The sequence below is a fragment of the Bartonella taylorii genome (genome assembly GCF_023920105.1).
GTDB classification, from domain to species: domain Bacteria; phylum Pseudomonadota; class Alphaproteobacteria; order Rhizobiales; family Rhizobiaceae; genus Bartonella; species Bartonella taylorii.
The window spans coordinates 1,428,007-1,446,151 of sequence record NZ_CP083693.1 but is presented as its reverse complement, the minus strand read 5'-3'; the positions used below and the strand labels follow the sequence as shown (position 1 = coordinate 1,446,151).

At 38.6% G+C, this 18,145-nt stretch carries 15 protein-coding genes; 6 read left to right on the top strand and 9 right to left on the bottom strand.

From position 1 onward, the window contains the following. The first annotated feature begins 273 nt into the window (after positions 1–273). From LBE40_RS06355 to mutT, 3 genes are all read left to right on the top strand, one after another. Positions 274–1,227 carry a peptidylprolyl isomerase gene (locus tag LBE40_RS06355; RefSeq protein ID WP_004858605.1) on the top strand — a complete coding sequence of 318 codons (954 nt, stop codon included), beginning with the start codon at positions 274–276 and terminating at the stop codon, positions 1,225–1,227. Positions 1,228–1,362: 135 nt separating this feature from the next. Next, complete coding sequence (gene argJ / locus LBE40_RS06350; RefSeq protein ID WP_004858608.1) at positions 1,363–2,595, top strand: bifunctional glutamate N-acetyltransferase/amino-acid acetyltransferase ArgJ; 1,233 nt, start codon at positions 1,363–1,365, stop codon at positions 2,593–2,595. A gap of 130 nt (positions 2,596–2,725) precedes the next feature. Next, entirely contained in the window at positions 2,726–3,139 is a 414-nt protein-coding gene (gene mutT, locus LBE40_RS06345) for an 8-oxo-dGTP diphosphatase MutT (protein WP_004858611.1), read from the top strand. Between the two features lie 744 nt (positions 3,140–3,883). On the opposite strand, the gene LBE40_RS06340 is transcribed toward mutT, so the two are convergent. From LBE40_RS06340 to LBE40_RS06325, 4 genes are all read right to left on the bottom strand, one after another. Continuing rightward, a complete protein-coding gene (locus LBE40_RS06340) occupies positions 3,884–4,753 on the bottom strand; it encodes a C40 family peptidase (protein WP_004858613.1) in 870 nt (289 codons plus the stop codon). Positions 4,754–4,916: 163 nt separating this feature from the next. Further along, on the bottom strand, positions 4,917–6,284 hold the full coding sequence (locus LBE40_RS06335) for a leucyl aminopeptidase family protein (RefSeq protein ID WP_004858614.1): 1,368 nt from the start codon (positions 6,282–6,284) through the stop codon (positions 4,917–4,919). Between the two features lie 13 nt (positions 6,285–6,297). Next, positions 6,298–7,242, bottom strand: a complete 945-nt coding sequence (gene coaA / locus LBE40_RS06330) for a type I pantothenate kinase (protein ID WP_244548699.1) — start codon at positions 7,240–7,242, stop codon at positions 6,298–6,300. A 146-nt stretch (positions 7,243–7,388) separates the two neighbouring features. After that, a complete protein-coding gene (locus tag LBE40_RS06325; RefSeq protein ID WP_004858616.1) occupies positions 7,389–8,378 on the bottom strand; it encodes an asparaginase in 990 nt (329 codons plus the stop codon). Positions 8,379–8,599: 221 nt separating this feature from the next. On the opposite strand from LBE40_RS06325, the gene hslV reads away from it, so the two are divergent. Both hslV and hslU read left to right on the top strand, forming a co-directional pair. After that, complete coding sequence (gene hslV / locus LBE40_RS06320) at positions 8,600–9,181, top strand: ATP-dependent protease subunit HslV (RefSeq protein ID WP_004858619.1); 582 nt, start codon at positions 8,600–8,602, stop codon at positions 9,179–9,181. Continuing rightward, positions 9,182–10,492 carry an ATP-dependent protease ATPase subunit HslU gene (gene hslU, locus LBE40_RS06315; RefSeq protein WP_004858622.1) on the top strand — a complete coding sequence of 437 codons (1,311 nt, stop codon included), beginning with the start codon at positions 9,182–9,184 and terminating at the stop codon, positions 10,490–10,492. Positions 10,493–10,511: 19 nt separating this feature from the next. Here the strand turns inward: hslU and LBE40_RS06310 are convergent, their stop codons facing one another. The 3 genes from LBE40_RS06310 to rpsO all read right to left on the bottom strand — a co-directional run bounded on the left by LBE40_RS06310 (position 10,512) and on the right by rpsO (position 14,290). Next, a complete protein-coding gene (locus tag LBE40_RS06310; protein ID WP_004858625.1) occupies positions 10,512–11,507 on the bottom strand; it encodes a class I SAM-dependent methyltransferase in 996 nt (331 codons plus the stop codon). A gap of 71 nt (positions 11,508–11,578) precedes the next feature. Then, positions 11,579–13,780 carry a polyribonucleotide nucleotidyltransferase gene (gene pnp / locus LBE40_RS06305; RefSeq protein WP_252615174.1) on the bottom strand — a complete coding sequence of 734 codons (2,202 nt, stop codon included), beginning with the start codon at positions 13,778–13,780 and terminating at the stop codon, positions 11,579–11,581. 240 nt (positions 13,781–14,020) lie between these two features. After that, the gene (gene rpsO / locus LBE40_RS06300; RefSeq protein WP_004858631.1) at positions 14,021–14,290 is read right to left on the bottom strand and encodes a 30S ribosomal protein S15; all 270 of its coding nucleotides are present in this window, start codon (positions 14,288–14,290) and stop codon (positions 14,021–14,023) included. Between the two features lie 343 nt (positions 14,291–14,633). On the opposite strand from rpsO, the gene LBE40_RS06295 reads away from it, so the two are divergent. Next, positions 14,634–16,262, top strand: a complete 1,629-nt coding sequence (locus tag LBE40_RS06295; RefSeq protein WP_004858634.1) for an MFS transporter — start codon at positions 14,634–14,636, stop codon at positions 16,260–16,262. A 469-nt stretch (positions 16,263–16,731) separates the two neighbouring features. Here LBE40_RS06295 and truB read toward each other — a convergent pair whose 3' ends face one another. Continuing rightward, positions 16,732–17,691, bottom strand: coding sequence for a tRNA pseudouridine(55) synthase TruB (truB, locus tag LBE40_RS06290; protein WP_004858636.1), 960 nt, complete (start codon positions 17,689–17,691; stop codon positions 16,732–16,734). 4 nt (positions 17,692–17,695) lie between these two features. After that, the gene (gene rbfA, locus LBE40_RS06285; protein WP_004858639.1) at positions 17,696–18,103 is read right to left on the bottom strand and encodes a 30S ribosome-binding factor RbfA; all 408 of its coding nucleotides are present in this window, start codon (positions 18,101–18,103) and stop codon (positions 17,696–17,698) included. Positions 18,104–18,145: the final 42 nt, after the last annotated feature.

Genomic DNA, 18,145 nt, shown 5'->3' with positions numbered 1-18,145 from the left:
AGTAGAGATAAGAGGCTAAGGGCACCGTGTCAACTTTAGTAATGCTGTTTAGTTGAGACAATACAAAGTAATTTAGGATATAATACGTCATTTTTCTATATTATCATGTTTTCTATGAGCATTAGATAGGGTAGAATAAACTAAGATAAAAGGACAAGTTTATTCTTTTTTCAATAAAATTACTGATTTATTTATCTACGTTTAGAGATTAAAATGTCACGGTCAAAGAAAATAAGAATCTTAAACCTGCCTTCATTTTTAAGGAGTATATTTATGAAATTCAACTTTATCACACTGTTTTTGGCATCAACCTTATTGACGAGCACAAGTTTAGGGGTGATAGCTCAAGAAAGTTTGAATTCACCGTCGAATGATTTAAAGACTTTGGAGAAAACTTCTGAAAAAACAGTTGCTCCTTCTCATGTTATGGCAGTTATTGATGGGAAGGATATTACAGCAGGGCAATTGGATGAGTTGGCGCTTGAAATAAATCCTAATTTAGGGCGTTTTCCTGATGAACAACGCCGTATAATGGTGTTAAAAGCTTACTTAGATATGCAGGCACTTGCTAAAGCAGCAAAGAACAAGGGTATCGATAAAACTGAAGCTTACGATAAACGTATGGCAGTTATGCGTGACAATGTTTTGCAGCAACTTTATTTTAAACAGACGGTCGTTGACCAGATTTCTGATACTGATTTGGAAGCTCTTTACAATAAAGAAGTTGCGGCTTTACCCAAAGAAGATGAAGTTAAAGCACGTCATATTTTAGTTAAAACGAGAAAAGAAGCAGAAGCTGTTATTAAGCGTTTAAATAAAGGAGAAAGTTTTGAAGAGATTGCAAAAAAGAGTTCAACGGATGGTTCCGCTGCTGTTGGGGGCGATCTTGGTTATTTTAGTCATGGTCAAATGGTTAAGCCTTTCGAAGATGCTGCGTTTGGTTTGAAAGTTGGAGAATACACTACAAAGCCCGTTGAAAGCCCTTTTGGTTGGCATGTTATTAAGGTGGAAGATCGTCGTTTGAAACAACCTCCCGTATTTGATGATGTTAAAGAGATATTGCGTACACAACTGATAAAAGAGCGCTACCAAAAACTAATTGTTGATTTGCGTAGCAAGATAGATGTGAAATATCCTGATCCTAATGTTATAAAACTTATGCAATCACTTAATCAAAATGGGACGCCACTTCCGGATGAAACATCTGATGAAGAAGACACGGAATAGTGAGGAAGAAGAAGCGGATAGTATCTTTGCTGGGTGGTTTGATAGATTAGTTTTATTCAAAAAGCCCAGCAGTTGTTTAGGAGAGATCATCTATCTATAATCGTTCATCTTATTTGTTTTTATGGAAAGCATACAGTGGCTTTTAAAATATCTCCTTTGTCTCCTCAAAACATACAGGATCTTCCGCCGTTATCTGGTGTGCGGATAGCAACAGCTAAAGCTGGGATTAAGTATAAAGATCGTACAGACCTTCTTTTTATCGTATTCGATAAATCAGCAAGTGTGGCTGGTGTTTTTACGCGCTCAAAATGTCCGTCTGCTCCTGTGGAACATTGCCGTGCGTCGCTTCCTCACGGGATTGCAAGGGGTGTTATTGTTAATTCTGGGAACGCGAATGCTTTTACGGGACGTAAAGGAAGGCACACAACAAATGAAATCATGTGTGCAGCAGCAAGCGCTTTGAAAGTTAGAAAAAATGAAATTTTTATAGCTTCTACGGGTGTTATTGGTGAGCCAATGGATGCATCGGGTATTGTGAGTCTTTTACCAAATATGGCGGAGACAGCAGAAGAAGGGAATTGGTTGGAGGCTGCAAAAGCCATTATGACGACCGATACGTTTCCGAAACTTGCTACGCGCAGATTTGATTGTGGGGGGGAGACTGTTACTATTAATGGGATTGCAAAAGGTGCTGGTATGATTGCACCAGATATGGCAACGATGCTTTCTTTTGTCGTAAGTGATGCAAAAATTTCTTCGGATATACTTCAATCCATGTTATCTGAGGCGGTTCAAGGTTCTTTCAATTCGATTACTGTTGATAGTGATACCTCAACATCAGATACACTCATGGTGTTTGCGACAGGAAAAGAAAGTTTTCCCTGCCTTACTCATAAAACTGATCCGCGTTATGAGATATTTTTAAAGCACTTGAGCGCGCTTTTGCATGAACTTGCATTACAAATTGTTTGTGATGGTGAAGGTGCTCGTCATTTAATTGAAGTTAATGTGACAGGTGCGACAACAGATAATGCTGCGAAGATTATTGCCCGATCAATTGCAAATTCACCACTTGTAAAAACAGCTATTGCCGGTGAAGACGCTAACTGGGGGAGAGTGGTTATGGCAATTGGTAAGGCAGGTGTTGAAGTCGATCGTGATCTATTGACTATTTGGTTTGGTGAACATCGTTTGGCTTTCAATGGCGAACGTGATCCTGAGTATTGTGAAGAGACAATAGACGCCTATATGCAAGGGAAACATATCGTAATTCGCGTTGATATTGGTCTAGGCCTTGGTAAGGCGACAGTTTGGTCTTGTGATTTAACGAAGGAGTACGTTATGATCAATAGCGATTATAGGAGCTAACCAGTATACTATAAATTTGACATCGCATATCTGTATATTTTTTAGAGGATGAAATGTTTTAATTCTTTCGTCTTAGAATAGAGGGGATTATAAGAAGAGATGGTTTTCTTTATCTCTGTTGGAAAGTGATATGCGTATGAAAAGTTCACTTCTTCTTGTCGTTGCATGCGCATTGTTAGATCAAGATAGTCGTATCTTGCTTACAGAGCGTCCTCAAGGGAAGTCCTTGGCTGGTTTATGGGAGTTTCCTGGTGGAAAGATTGAGCAAGGTGAAACTCCGGAGGCATCATTGGTTCGTGAGTTAGAAGAAGAGCTTGGTGTTCATGTTCAGCAAAGTAATTTGTTACCCTTAACATTTGCAAGCCATAGCTACGAAACATTTCATCTTTTAATGCCGTTGTATCTTTGTTCCCATTATGAAGGTATTGTGCAAGGACGAGAGGGACAAAATTTGAAATGGGTTTTCATTGATGATCTTGATAAATATCCTATGCCTGATGCTGATAAACCATTGATTCAACTATTAAAAAGTTTCCTTCTTTAATAGGTTCATAAAAACAAAATGCCACTTACAAAAAAAGGTTTTTGTTATCATAAGATATTGATGATAGAGAAGACTTTTTAAAGAAAAAGTTCTGTGGAAAAATTTCTTTTCTCTGTGAGCAACTGCCTCATCGTTTTGCAACTTGAATGAGAACCCCAAATATCATAAGATTCTCTCATTCCAAGCCTTCTTATTTATATTTAAGCGATGAAAACCGTTTGCTTGTGAGTCAAAACTAGGATTAGCGTGCGGATCAAAACCGTTTAAAAAGAAATAAAAATATTTTTTATGAACTTTCTCAATGCAAGAGCAGCTGGAAACATTGAAAGCTAGTAAATAATGTGATGGTGCTGGTTCTTACCTTTATGATTTCATCTTCTTCTCAAACAAACACGCTCATCGTTCTACCATTAAAGAGTTTTTTCTGATTCAAGTTGTGTAAAACTAATTTATATTAATATCACTATATTACCTGTAATATAGGATAATTTAATGCAAGCTATTCAACAAGCCGGTTAATAAGTTGTTATAATATTGCCCAAATGCATGAATATTAAATATGGACTTTAACAAAATACCAAGAGATGAATTCCTTTCGATATGAATAAGTTTGTGAAAGCATTTTTCGTTCATATAATCATATAAGATGTGCAATCAGCCACTATCAGTATTATTATTTTTAAGGCCTATCCACGGAAGAATATAACACAGAAATATTTGTTAGTTGTGTTTATAAAAGAACACTTATGACGTTTCTAGTGTTGGACGGCGTCTTTCTATGGGATATTGTTGATATTTTTGAGCAATACGTGTAATTACTCTTTTCAGTGGTTCGACCATAACATCCATAGAGGAACCATTTGCATGAATGATATTTTCATGATCAACCATAATAGCGGCATGACCTTTCCAAAAAATCAAATCACCTCGTTGAAGTTTATCACTGTCTGAGAGTTGATCTCCTATAGTTTTTTGTTGCATGTCAGTATCGCGTAAAACCACTTGACCGGCCATGATCATAGAAAGCTGGATTAGCCCTGAGCAATCAATTCCAAAACCACTGGCTCCACCCCAAAGGTAAGGTGTACGGATCAACATTTCAGCAACTGTAACATAATCTTTATACGCGTGGCCAATCGGACTGAGATGATTGCTAATGATTGCTTTCCCATCTTCAAGTATAGAATACCTAGTTTCACGGACTTCAATTTCATTAACAACGCTTACCTTACTCCCTATGGATAAAGGATATTCCACTGGCCCACACAAGTCAGCTTGGAAATATTGAAAAGTACGTGGGACTGAAACAACATGCGTTTGTTTTACAGTTGATGTACAAAGCGCTTTTGTATCAATATAGCCAACATAACCATCTTTGAGAGATTGTCCCCACGACATAACTCCCCCGTGTTCAAAAATAAGAAGTTCTTCTCCGAATAAGCATTCTGTCTGCATTTCACTTTTTTTATTATTTTCTTTAAACAGCCCAGCAACAGGTACATTAACGCGTCTTGTTTCACCTTGCACAAAGCGCTGAGCTGTAACTTCTTTTTCAAGACGTTTGTCTGCTAGATCATCCCTGAATGCACGTAATCTCGGATCTTTAGAGAACATTTTTTACCTCTCATTTTTTGTTTTTTACTTTTAAATGGGCTCATGATAATTGGTATTGGTAGGATTTTTATCCTCAAATAAATTACAGAACACAATAAAGGTGAAGAACAATCGCCCTTACAGCTCCAAAATTGTCCATTTATGTGTTTATTTTATGTTAAAATTAATTTTTAAAGAGGTTATAAAGAGCACGAATAGCTTGTGCAGAACCACCGACAGGATAGCCTGGTTTTTCTTTTGGAATCCATCCATAAAGATCAAAATGTGCAAAATGTTCGGCTTTTTCAACAAAAGAGTTAAGAAATAAAGCAGCGACTATGGAGCCAGCAAAGTTATTTCCAGTTATATTGTTAAGGTCAGCAATTGGTGATGATAACATTTCTTGATAAGGTTTCCAAAGTGGCATTTGCCAAAGAGGATCGAAAACAGAATGAGAAGATTGTAAAATTTGTTGCGCCCATAGTGAATCATTACAATAAAATGCGGGAAGATCTGGCCCTAGTGCTATACGTGCTGCTCCTGTTAAAGTGGCCATACAAAGCATGAATTGTGGACTTTCTTCATCACCATAGGCTAGTGCATCGGCAAGGACAAGCCGACCTTCAGCATCTGTATTACCAATTTCAACACTTAAACCTTTACGACTTGGGAGAATATCACCTGGTCTGTAAGCATTGGCAGAAATTGCATTTTCAACGGCTGGAATCAAAACTCGTAGACGGAAGGGTAATTTTGCATCCATAATAAATTTAGCTAACCCTAAAACATGAGCTCCTCCTCCCATGTCTTTTTTCATGAGTAACATGTTATTGGCTGATTTAATATCAAGACCTCCAGTATCGAAGGTTACCCCCTTGCCAACCAACGTTATTTTGGGGTGATTTTCTTGCCCCCAATGTAACTCAATCAGTCGTGGTGCAGTGCTGCTAGCGCGTCCTACGGCATGAATCATTGGAAAATTATGTGTTAAGAGGTCATCTCCACAAATGCTTTGAACATGAGCACCGTAGGATTTTCCCAGTTGGCGCGTTTTTTTCTCGAGGGTATCAGGATTCATATCATTGGCTGGAATATTGATGAGATCACGGACAAAAAAGACAGTTTTATAAATTCGTTGAAGCTCATCGAGATCAACCGTATCGTTGACATAGATTGATAACGATTTGGAGGAAGAGTTTTGACGATAGCGGTTAAATTGATAACTTCCAAATGCCAATCCAAGATAGCTATTTATTTCATTGGAGGCTGTTCCTTCTAAATGCCAATGTCCAGCAGGAAGGTTTTTAGCGAGAAGTCCTGTGATAAAAGGTTCGTTTCCATTGCCAAGTCCAAAGAAAACTTTTTTTAAATGCCCAGTTTCATCAGGAACGAAGAGTATTTGACCCGCTTTACCAGTGAAATCATTAACTTTCATCCAGGCTGTTGTTGCTGGATCAAGAGCTAAATCTGTAAGACATCTCGGATTTACTAATAAGATGGGATAGCTCTTATCGACACGTGTTGAAGTAAAATGAATGTGATGTAAATGCATATTTATGAAATCCTTATAGCCGTCGAAGTGCAACATATTCGACCAAGTGGTTTTTTCCCTTTCGTAGAATAAGATTAGACCGCGGTCGTGTTGGCAATATATTTTCTTGTAAATTTTTCAAATTAATCGTTTGCCAAAGGTCTTCAGCGATTTTTGAAACTTCCTTTTCATTGAGGTGTGCATAACGATGAAAATAGGATTCAGGATTTTGAAAAGCTGTTTTACGTAAACGTTTGAAGCGTTCCAAGTACCAGTGACGAATGATTTCTGTGTCAGCATCTACATAGATTGAAAAATCAAAAAAATCTGACACGAAAGGAATAATTTTTCCATCCTTAGGAAGGTCATTGACCTGTAACACATTAATTCCTTCAACAATTAAGATATCGGGACGATCAATGATAATTTTTTGATTTTCCAGAACATCGTAGGCCATATGCGAATAAAGTGGGGCACTAACATTGCCAATACCAGCTTTTATAGCAGAAAGAAAGCATAGCAATTTTTTAATGTCATAGGAATCAGGAAATCCTTTACGATTCATACGATTTTTTTGCTGTAAGACAGCGTTGGGATAAAGAAAACCATCAGTTGTAATCAAATCAACTTTAAGACTGGATGTCCAACGTTTCAAAAGTTCTTGAAGAATACGAGCGGTAGTTGATTTTCCTACCGCAACAGAGCCAGCAATCCCAATGATAAAAGGAGTTTTCCTAGTTCCTTCCTGATGTAAAAATTCTTGACGCTTATGAAAAAGTTCCTGTACTGCTTCAACATGACATGATAACAGACGCGATAAGGAAAGATAAATACGTTGTACTTCTTCGAGATCAATGGGATCATCAATGGAGCGTAAACGTTTAATTTCATCAAAAGTCAAAGTAAGTGGTGTATCTGCACGAAATTGAGACCATTCTTGTGCAGTAAAGATACGATAGGGTGAATATCTATCAGAAATGGATTTGACCAAGTTATCTTTCTGATCAATTTTTGAGAGGATCGTATCAATCATTTTATTGGTCGAGAACCTTTTTGACGCAGTAATTGATTAAGGATAGACAAGCAGGCCTGTTTTCTTCTTTAAAAATAATAGATAAGCTTTCGTTAACTTATAGTCCAGTCATTCCAGTGTGCATTGATTTGCGCTAATGAGTGTCCTTGTGCCAAAAAAGCCCATAAAAGTAAACGTGCTTTTACTGCTGATAAATAACCAGACATAAGGACACCAGAAGCAATCATATCGACTTCTGAGCCTTTATAGCCATAAGTTGAGCGGGTTGTTGAGCCAGTATAGGTCCGACTAGCGATAATGATTGGCATTTTTTGTGTATATTGTCGCACGATGTCTGCTTCTTCAAAACTGCAGTGTCCTGATCCAAAACCAGCAATGACAAGCCCAGCATAATGCCCACTTTCAAGGCAAAATTTTATTAACTGCGTATCAGAGGACAAAGAGGAGTATAAGAGTGCAACTTGGTGATCATAGTTTTGGGGAAGGTCGAATGTTGTCGGGAAAAAATGTCGATCATTAAAATAAACCAGTTTTCCTTCCAAAATAGTGCCTAAAACACCTGCCAGACCTGACTGAAATGTCTCAATTTTGACAGTATGGCTTTTCTGGACCCAATAAGGTGAGTGAATGGTATCATTGATTACAACCAAAACGCCTCTGTTTCTACTTTGTGGATGAGCTGCGACGCGAGTTGCTGCTAAAACATTAGCTGGTCCATCAGCACCTGCTTCACTAGGTATGCGCATAGCACCAGTTATAATGAGCGGTTCCGCTTTATCCCAATAAAGGGAAAGAAAAAAAGCTGTTTCTTCCAGTGTATCAGTACCTTGGGTTAAAACAATACCTTCTGCGCCAGCCTTTATTTGTTGTGTTGCCCACTCTATTATTTCAAAAAGAATGTTGAAAGATAAAGATCCACTTGGTAATTGTGTAAGTGTTTGCGCATGTATATTAGCAATTTTATTTAAATCAGGGACACTTTTTATGAGGATATCTGAGGTTAATGTCGGTTGCATTTGGCCAAATTTGTCAGCGGCCATTGCAATTGTTCCTCCCAATGTTCCTATTGCTATTTTTTTCATAACTCTTCCTTTAAAAAACGCAAATAGTATACAAAAACTATTTAGCAATAATTTGCATTGATAACAATGATATCATTTTTTTATTTCAACAAATTGAATTGCACTGAATCATTGTGTTTTGCAGTATATGTTCTTAAATAGAGACAATAGTGATTGGATTTTACATTTGATGGAAAGAAATCAATATTTAAGAACAGAGATCAATATTAAGGAGTCTCCTTATGGCAGAACATAAGCCAGATATAATGTATGGTACAACTATTATTACCGTACGAAAAGGTGGCAAAGTCGTGATGGCCGGTGATGGGCAGGTTTCACTTGGGCAGACGATTATGAAAGGCAATGCACGTAAAGTTCGTCGTCTTGGGAAGAGTGGAGCGGTTATCGCTGGTTTTGCAGGTGCTACAGCAGACGCTTTCACTTTGCTGGAAAGATTAGAAACGAAGCTCGAACAATATCCTGATCAGCTCATGCGTGCTTGTGTAGAACTTGCAAAAGACTGGCGAACAGACCGCTATTTGCGTCGTCTCGAGGCTATGATGCTCGTGGCTGATAAGAAAATAACTTTAGCTTTAACAGGGCTTGGTGATGTCTTAGAACCGGAAGATGGAGTGATGGCAATTGGCTCTGGAGGCAATTTTGCTCTTTCGGCTGCTCGGGCACTCATGGATATAGATTTAGATGCAGAAACTATTGCCCGTAAAGCTATGAATATTGCCGCTAAAATTTGTGTTTACACCAATGATCATTTTACGATTGAAACATTGGATGCAGAATTATCTTCTTTAGAGAAAGCTATTTGAATGTGTGTTGTATTTTCCCCTCGTGAGACTGTTTCTGAACTTGATCGTTTTATTATTGGCCAAAATGATGCCAAGCGTTCTGTTGCTATTGCATTGCGCAATCGATGGCGTAGACAACAGCTTGATGGTCCAATGCGTGAAGAGGTTATGCCAAAAAATATTTTGATGATAGGACCAACAGGTGTTGGTAAAACAGGTATAGCGCGTCGATTAGCAAAACTTGCTGGAGCACCTTTTGTTAAAGTAGAAGCGACTAAATTTACTGAAGTTGGTTATGTAGGACGTGATGTTGAGCAAATTATTCGTGACCTTGTTGAGATAGCTATTTCTCTTGTGCGTGAAAAAAAACGGGATGAAGTTAAAGTAAAGGCTCATGTTAATGCTGAAGAACGTGTTTTAGATGCCCTTGTTGGTAAGACCGCAAGTCCCGCTACCCGTGATAGTTTTCGCAAAAAGTTGCGTGAAGGTGAATTGGATGAGAAAGAGATTGAAATTGAAGTAGCAGATAATAACAGCAATAGCGCTTCAACCTTTGATATTCCTGGTATACCTGGTGCGCAAATGGGAATTATGAATTTGTCAGATATTTTTGGTAAAATGGGAAGTCGTACAAAGGTCCGCAAAACGACAGTAAAGGATGCTTTTAAGCCTCTCATTGATGATGAATCTGAAAAGCTCCTTGATCAAGATCAAATTATTCAAGAAGCACTCCGTGTTACTGAAAATGATGGAATTGTTTTTATTGATGAGATTGATAAAATTGCAACCCGAGATGGTGGAGCTGGTGCTGCCGTTTCGCGTGAGGGCGTTCAACGGGATCTTTTGCCTTTGGTTGAAGGAACAACAATTGCCACAAAATATGGTCAAATCAAAACAGATCATATTCTTTTTATTGCGTCAGGTGCCTTTCATGTTTCCAAGCCATCTGATTTGTTGCCAGAACTTCAAGGGCGTTTGCCTATTCGCGTGGAGCTAAATGCTTTAACAAGGGAAGATTTACGACGTATTTTAACTGAACCTGAAGCCAGTCTGATTAAGCAATATATTGCTTTAATGGCAACAGAGGAGGTTCATTTAGAAATTACCGATGATGCGATTGATGCTTTAGCGGATATTGCTGTGGATTTAAACGCAAGGATTGAAAATATAGGAGCACGTCGTTTGCAAACGGTGATGGAGCGCGTTTTAGATGAGATTTCTTTTACGGCGCCAGATAAAGCGGGTACATCATTTAAAGTTGATGCCGCTTATGTTAGACAATCGATAGGTGAGCTTGCTGCTGATGTCGATCTTTCACGTTTTATTTTGTAGAATTATCACTTGTTTTCGTTTAACGGCGTGCTTCGATAATTTTGAAGCCATGGGTTTGTTCATGTATCAATACCGAGCGGAAAATATTTTTTAACAATGTTTCATAAGGTAGGTGGCGGTTAGCAACAAGAAGCAGATTGCCACCTCGCTTTAGGTATTTTGCAGCATTTATAATAAAATGCTGCCCTAATGAGACATCTGTAGTGTGTTGCGTGTGAAACGGTGGGTTTGAAATGATTGTATCATACAGATCTGTGATTGGCTCATGTACAAGATCATGCCAATAAAAATGAATCGGACGAGAATCCGTCATTTGTTCGAGGTTTTGTTTGGCTGCTCTCAAAGCGTTGTAATCGGCTTCATAGAGGTCGAGAGTCGTTAGTTTTTCACTTCCAAGTGCAGCGTAAGAAAGAAAACCCCAGCCAGCTCCAAAATCGGCAGTTTTTCCAGAAATAACTTTGCACATATGGGAAGCAAGTGTGGCGGATCCCAGATCAATACGACCGTGTGAGAACATGCCAGAAGTTGTTTGAAATTTATTTCCAAAAGTAAGAGGTGGTAAACGCCACTGTGCAATATTCTGTTTCTTTATTTGTGGTGGAACCTGAAGCCAGAATACCAATCCATGGTTTTTGGACAGCTTACCAACGATGGGGACAAGCGTTTTGACCCATTTCATCATTGAAGCAGCACCAGCAGTTTTATTTCCACCGATAACAATCCACCCATTAGGTTTAACACATTCTAATAAATCAAGAAAGCAATTTTGGTTAAAACCACGATATTTGCTTAAATGTAAAAGTGCACCATCATAGGTAAAAGTTTTATCTATTTGAGGGGAGCAGTGAAATCGAGCATTGGTAAATTTTAAAAAGTCTGGTCGCCAAGGCGTTATAACTTTTAAATTTTGCGCCCATTCTGGAGTAGGGACTTCCGATAAACCAAAACTCACCCAAGATTGGCCTCGATTGGGAAGAGGAAGATCATGGTTTTCAAAAGGTAAAAACAGTAACACATGTAGCTCTTTTAAAGAAAAATGCCATTCTGTTATTAGGATGGCATTTTATTTCATAACAAGAGGGAAGATCACTCTTTTTGTTTTTTATGACGGCGCTTATTTTCGGATTTATTTTTTTCATCCATGCCTTTTTCGTTTTCTTCTTTTATTGACTTATCACCTGCAATTTCTTCACCGGTTTGTTGATCAACAATTTTCATCGATAACCGAACTTTACCGCGCTCATCAAAGCCCATTAATTTAACCCAAACTTTATCACCTTCTTTAACAACATCTGTTGTTTTTGTGACGCGTTCTGATGCAAGTTGAGAGATGTGGACAAGCCCATCACGTGAGCCAAAGAAATTTACAAATGCACCGAATTCTGCAGTTTTTACAACTGTTCCTTGGTAGATAGCACCAACTTCAGGTTCATCAACAATGGAATGGATCCAACGTTTTGCTGCCTCAATAGTTTTAGCATCAGCAGAGGCAATTTTAATTGTACCATCATCTTCAATATTGATTTTCGCTCCAGTTTGTTCAACGATTTCTCGAATAACTTTACCGCCAGAGCCGATAACATCGCGAATTTTATCAACAGAAATGTTCATAACTTCGATGCGTGGAGAAAACTCGCTGAGCTCAGCACGTGCATTGGTTAAAGCTTTAGCCATTTCGTTAAGGATATGGATTCGACCACCTTTGGCTTGTTCAAGTGCGATTTTCATAATTTTTTCAGTAATGCCATCAATTTTAATATCCATTTGCAAGGCAGTGATACCATTTTCCGTTCCTGCCACTTTAAAATCCATATCTCCAAGATGATCTTCATCTCCTAAAATATCAGATAGAACAGCAAAGCGTTCACCTTCTTTAATCAAGCCCATAGCAATACCTGCAACAGGGCGTGCCAAAGGAACACCGGCATCCATAAGAGCAAGTGAAGTACCACAAACGGTTGCCATGGAAGATGATCCATTCGATTCAGTAATCTCTGAGACAGCACGAATAGTGTAAGGAAAGGATTCCTTAGTTGGCAACATAGGATGAAGTGCACGCCACGCCAATTTGCCATGTCCAATTTCACGGCGTCCAGGAGAGCCAAGACGTCCTGTTTCACCCACTGAAAATGGTGGAAAATTGTAATGAAGAAGGAATGTTTCCTTATACATACCTGTTAAGGAATCAACATATTGTTCATCTTCACCAGTTCCTAGTGTTGCAACGACAATTGCTTGTGTTTCTCCACGGGTAAAGAGAGCTGAGCCATGTGTACGGGGCAAGATACTAACTTCTGATTGGATGGGGCGTACTGTTGAAAGGTCACGCCCATCAATACGTTTTTGTGTATCAAGAATGTTTCCACGAACAATTTTTGCTTGCAACTTTTTGAAAACGGTTGCAATTTGGTCGGCACTGAATTTGCAATCTTCTTCTGTTTCTGGCATAAATTTATTGATGACTTCTGTTTTTAGTGCATCAATCACAGCATAACGTTCTTGTTTATCGGTAATTGTGTAAGCCTTTCGTATATTTTGTTCTGCCATTTCCAGCATAGCTTTTTCGAGATCAGAGAGATCTTCAGGAACAAAATCACGTGGATCTTTTGCAGCAACTTCGGCAAGCTTGATGATGGCATCAAGAACAGGTTGAAAGCCTTTATGCCCAAACATAACGGCACCCAACATAATGTCTTCTGGTAATTCTTGTGCTTCTGATTCAACCATCAACACAGCACTTTCAGTTCCGGCTACAACAAGATCAAGTTTTGATTCGGGCATTTCATCAATATGAGGATTGAGAATGTATTGTCCGTTACAATAGCCAACACGGGCACCAGCAATGGGGCCCATAAAAGGAACACCTGACAAGGTTAGCGCGGCAGAAGATGCAATCATTGCAAGGATATCAGGATTATTTTCGAGATCATGCTGTATAACGGAAACAATGACTTGCGTATCATTTTTATAACCATTTGCAAAGAGAGGACGAATTGGACGATCAATCAAACGTGAGATCAATGTCTCACTTTCCGTTGGTCGGCTTTCACGCTTTAAATAACCACCTGGTATTTTACCAACAGCATATAATTTTTCTTGATAATTAACGGTGAGAGGAAAAAAGTCCTGATCCGGTTTTGGACTTTTTGCTGACACAACGGTTGCTAAGACAATGGTCTCTCCGTAAGTAGCAATCACTGCGCCATCAGCTTGACGTGCTATTTTTCCTGTTTCGATGGTCAGTGGACGACCGGCCCATTCGATTTCTATCTTGTGCGTTTTGAACATTTCTTATCCTTAATGACCAGTGTTCACATCTTTGAGAGCTCACATTCTGGGTTTACGTGGCATATTTTAAAGCTATAGGCAGGACAACAAGACACTTCTGTTTTTGCGAGAAGAGAGAAATAAATCGCAATTTAAACACGAAGAAACTAGCAATCCTGCCCCATGATGATTACTCGTCAGTTTTTAGAGTTTTAACTAAAAAATGGGTGGTTTTTTAGAATACCACCTCTCATTTTTCTTTTAGCGACGCAAACCTAACTTTCTGATAAGTGTTTGATAACGATTTTGGTCAACCCCTTTAAGGTAATCAAGAAGGCGACGGCGTTGAGATACCATTTTTAAAAGACCACGACGAGAATGGTTATCCTTTTTGTGAGATTTAAAATGGTTAGTTAAATTAGAAATACGTTCAGAAAGTACAGCGACCTGCACTTCTGGTGAACCTGTATCACCGACTTTATTTGCATATTCTGCGACAAGAGCTTGTTTACGTTCAGCTGTAATCGACATCATATTATCCTTTCAAAAAACAAAGAAACAAAAGTCACCCACAGCCGAGATGTCGTTCAGCAAGGGTCTGCGAGCAAACAAGAAGAGTTGAAGACTCTTACCTGCTTTGGCATTTATACAGGAACGGAGGTTAAAATACTAGTCCTTAAAAGCATCTTGAAAACCTTCTTTCAATAAAGAATTTTGTTTTGAAATATTGATTTTAACAGGGTTTTATGAGAAGCCTTAAAGAATTATGCATCCTTTTGATACAAAAGAAAATAAGACTTCCTCTGTAAGGTTACTGCTTTACAAAGTGTGTGTATGATAACAAAAGCGATAAATACCAATTTGGAGGAAAAAGATGCAGAGCATTTCAACATTAGAACTTTTTCGTAATTCGGTATTTCGAAATTTATGGTCGTCCACACTCATTTCTAATTTAGGGGGGCTTATACAAGCCGTAGGGGCAGGGTGGTTAATGGCGTTGATTAGTTCTTCGCATTCCATGGTTGGACTTGTTCAAAGTGCTACAACATTACCACTTGTTATGTTTTCTCTGATGGCAGGAGCATTAGCTGATAATTTTAATCGTCGCCAAATTATGTTGTACGCGCAGATTATGATGATGGTTATATCAATGAGTTTAGCTATTTTATCCTATATGGGCTTTCTAACACCTTGGCTTTTATTATGCTTTACGTTTTTGATTGGGTGTGGAACTGCTTTTTATAATCCTTCTTGGCAGGCAACAATAGGAGACATCGTGAGCAGGGAAAATATTCCTGCTGCTGTTAGTCTAAACAGTGTTGGCTTTAATTTGATGCGTAGTGTAGGTCCCGCTATTGGTGGTGCCATTATTGCTACTTTAGGCGTAGCCGCCGCTTTTTTATTTAATGCGATAAGTTACATTCCTTTAATTGGTGCTTTGTTTTTCTGGAAACCGAGCTATGAAAATAACACATTGCCACGGGAAAGAATTTTAGGAGCTGTTTCAGATGGTTTGCGTTATGTTGCGATGTCGCCTAATCTTCTGAATATTATGGTCAGGGCGTTCCTTTTTGGTATTGGAGCGATTTCTATTTTAGCACTTCTGCCAATTGTTGTGCATAAAATTCTCGGAGGAAGCGCACTTCTTTATGGTACATTGCTCGGTTGTTTTGGTTTAGGAGCAATGACAGCTGGTATTATTAATGCATCTGTACGGCATTATTTTCGTTCAGAGACGATTGTTGCAAGTGCATTTATCGGTTTTGCCTTGTCTTGCTTTTTTTTAGCAATAAGCCGTTCACTGATTATAAGCCATGTTGCCTTATTTCCTGCAGGTTTATGTTGGGTTTTAGCGTTGTCACTGTTTAATACATCTGTACAGCTTTCTACACCGCGTTGGGTTGTTGCACGTGCTTTAGCACTTTATCAAACAGCTTCTTATGGAGGGATGGTTGTTGGAAGTGCAATTTGGGGAGTCTTGGCTGATGGTTATTCTCCAACTATTGCTTTGAGTGTTTGTTCTCTATTCTTAATTTTTGGAGCTCTTGCGGGAGTAAAGTTTAGAATTCAAGAAATTCCCCAGATAGATCTAGATCCACTTGATCATTTTAGAGAACCGGAGCTTTTATTGGATCTAGAAGCACGAAGTGGTCCAATTATGATTATGATCGATTATCAAATTCACGAAAATGATCTTGAAGAATTTCTTAAAGTAATGACACGTCGTCGCCATATTCGTTTACGTGATGGTGCTCGCCAATGGGTTCTCTTACGTGATCTTGAAAGACCTGAATATTGGACAGAAGCTTATCATATGCCAACGTGGGTAGATTATTTGCGCCATAATCATCGTCGTACAAAAGCAGATGCAGAGGTCAATAAGCTTCTGCGACACTTAAATCGTATGCCAAATGGTATAAGAGTACACCGTATGATTGAGCGACAAACAATACCACATGCCAGCGAGATGCATTTAAAGCCCTCTGCTGATCAATTGCCTTGATGGTAAGAGGACTAAAACAGTTGTCTTGCAAATTATTAAATATGTGTAATACTATTTTATGGATAAATTTGTTAGAATAAATAGGACAGCAGAAATTTTAAGATGCTCAATGAGTGTTTTATACGGTTTGTAATTAAGGACAGGTTTTTACTGAACGAGTAGTCTAAGGTCATCATTATTGCGATTTGTTTAAATTAAAGCCTAAGTTTTCTATCTTACAGAATCTTCTTAACACTACAGCATATGCACGTATATCTAGTAATGATTAAAGAAAACGATTTAAAATGACAAAGACAAATGCTTGCACTTTATTGTGCAAGCTAAGTTTGGATTTACGAACACATCACTGCTTTAGATTCTGATATACATTATCATAAAAAGGTGAGTGTAGAGCAGTGAAAAAAGCTTCCTTCTCTTTAATTAATATAAAAAATATTTTTCCCAAGAGATGATTGTGAGCAAGAACGGATTAAATTGTGAAAATCCGCTTTGGCTTGAACAAACTTTTATCAAGAGTACCTATAGCAAGAAGTTGGCCTTTGTAGATGACACAAACCTCTTCTTCATTAATAGATGCATTGTAATCACGGAGGGGAACTGGATTGCCCATCATAACTCTCTGTGCTTGGATTTCGCTAAGTGTATAATGAGAAAGACAATCCAGTGCAGCACCTGTTTTAATTAAAAGTGCATCAAGTGTTGAAAAATCTCTTTTGGGAGGAGCATCATTTTCATTTGTTACACTTTTATCCAGTGTTACTGCTTTTAGTTCGTCCCATGTAATGAGATCATTTTCACAAAAAGGTTCCACTGCGATACGTCTTAAATCAGCAATATATCCATAACAACCGAGATCACGTCCCATATCGCGTGCTAAGGAGCGCACATAGGTTCCTTTTCCACAGGTTATTTCAAAGATAGAACATTCGCTGGTAGCAATTTCTATTAATTTAAAAGTCTTTATTTCCACTTGGCGTGGTGGAATTTCAACAATTTCACCCTCACGTGCTAGATCGTAGGCACGGTTACCGGCAATTTTAATTGCCGAAAATTGTGGAGGTATTTGCAAAACAATACCTGTATATTGAGGGAGAAGGGCGAGTATTTCTTCGCGTGTTGGACGTTTGAGAGATGTCTTTGTTACTTCACCTTCTAAATCGTCTGTTGAACGTTCTTCTCCCCAAACGATATGAAAACGGTAGGTTTTTGTACCTTGCATAACGTAGGGAACGGTTTTTGTTGCTTCACCCAATGCAATTGGCAGGAGACCAGAAGCAAGAGGATCAAGTGTACCTGCATGCCCTGCTTTTTGCGCATGAAAGAGCCATTTGATTTGTGAGACAGCTTCTGTTGATCTCATTCCTTTTGGTTTATCAAATATGACCCATCCAGAGACGGAACGACCTTTTTTTTTGCGTTGCCGTGCCATATTTTTAATCCTCAAGTTCATCACTATGGTGAAGATCGCGTGCTACCTCAGGTGAGCGAAGCAGAGCATCAATTTTTGAAAAATTATCAAAACTACTATCAAGTCGAAAACGCAGTTCAGGCATATATTTCATCTGTCGCAACGCGTGACTGATTTCTCCACGGATAAAACGGCTGTGTTTATTGAGGATATCAACGACATCAACATGAGATGTGCTTTTAACAGTACTGAGAGGAGAAACAAAGCAGATAGCAATTTTTAAATCTGGTGACATGCGCACTTCAGAGATAGAAATCACCATACCTTTCAAGACATCATCGAGTAAAATACCACGCTGTAGTATATGAGATACTGCGTGGCGTACTTGTTCTCCTACTCTTAGCTGCCGTTGTGATGGTTCTGCATTTTTCATCGAAGTCTTACCTTTGAAAATTCCTCTTCCTTTGATTACCTT

Bases quoted from the DNA above. Each gene is read 5' to 3' on its own strand.
- truB (WP_004858636.1), bottom strand. From the start codon at position 17,691: ATGGCACGGCAACGCAAAAAAAAAGGTCGTTCCGTCTCTGGATGGGTC.
- hslV (WP_004858619.1), top strand. From the start codon at position 8,600: ATGGCAGAACATAAGCCAGATATAATGTATGGTACAACTATTATTACC.
- LBE40_RS06325 (WP_004858616.1), bottom strand. From the start codon at position 8,378: ATGAAAAAAATAGCAATAGGAACATTGGGAGGAACAATTGCAATGGCC.
- mutT (WP_004858611.1), top strand. From the start codon at position 2,726: ATGCGTATGAAAAGTTCACTTCTTCTTGTCGTTGCATGCGCATTGTTA.
- LBE40_RS06295 (WP_004858634.1), top strand. From the start codon at position 14,634: ATGCAGAGCATTTCAACATTAGAACTTTTTCGTAATTCGGTATTTCGA.
- LBE40_RS06340 (WP_004858613.1), bottom strand. From the start codon at position 4,753: ATGTTCTCTAAAGATCCGAGATTACGTGCATTCAGGGATGATCTAGCA.
- pnp (WP_252615174.1), bottom strand. From the start codon at position 13,780: ATGTTCAAAACGCACAAGATAGAAATCGAATGGGCCGGTCGTCCACTG.
- LBE40_RS06335 (WP_004858614.1), bottom strand. From the start codon at position 6,284: ATGCATTTACATCACATTCATTTTACTTCAACACGTGTCGATAAGAGC.
- LBE40_RS06355 (WP_004858605.1), top strand. From the start codon at position 274: ATGAAATTCAACTTTATCACACTGTTTTTGGCATCAACCTTATTGACG.
- rpsO (WP_004858631.1), bottom strand. From the start codon at position 14,290: ATGTCGATTACAGCTGAACGTAAACAAGCTCTTGTCGCAGAATATGCA.
- rbfA (WP_004858639.1), bottom strand. From the start codon at position 18,103: ATGAAAAATGCAGAACCATCACAACGGCAGCTAAGAGTAGGAGAACAA.
- hslU (WP_004858622.1), top strand. From the start codon at position 9,182: ATGTGTGTTGTATTTTCCCCTCGTGAGACTGTTTCTGAACTTGATCGT.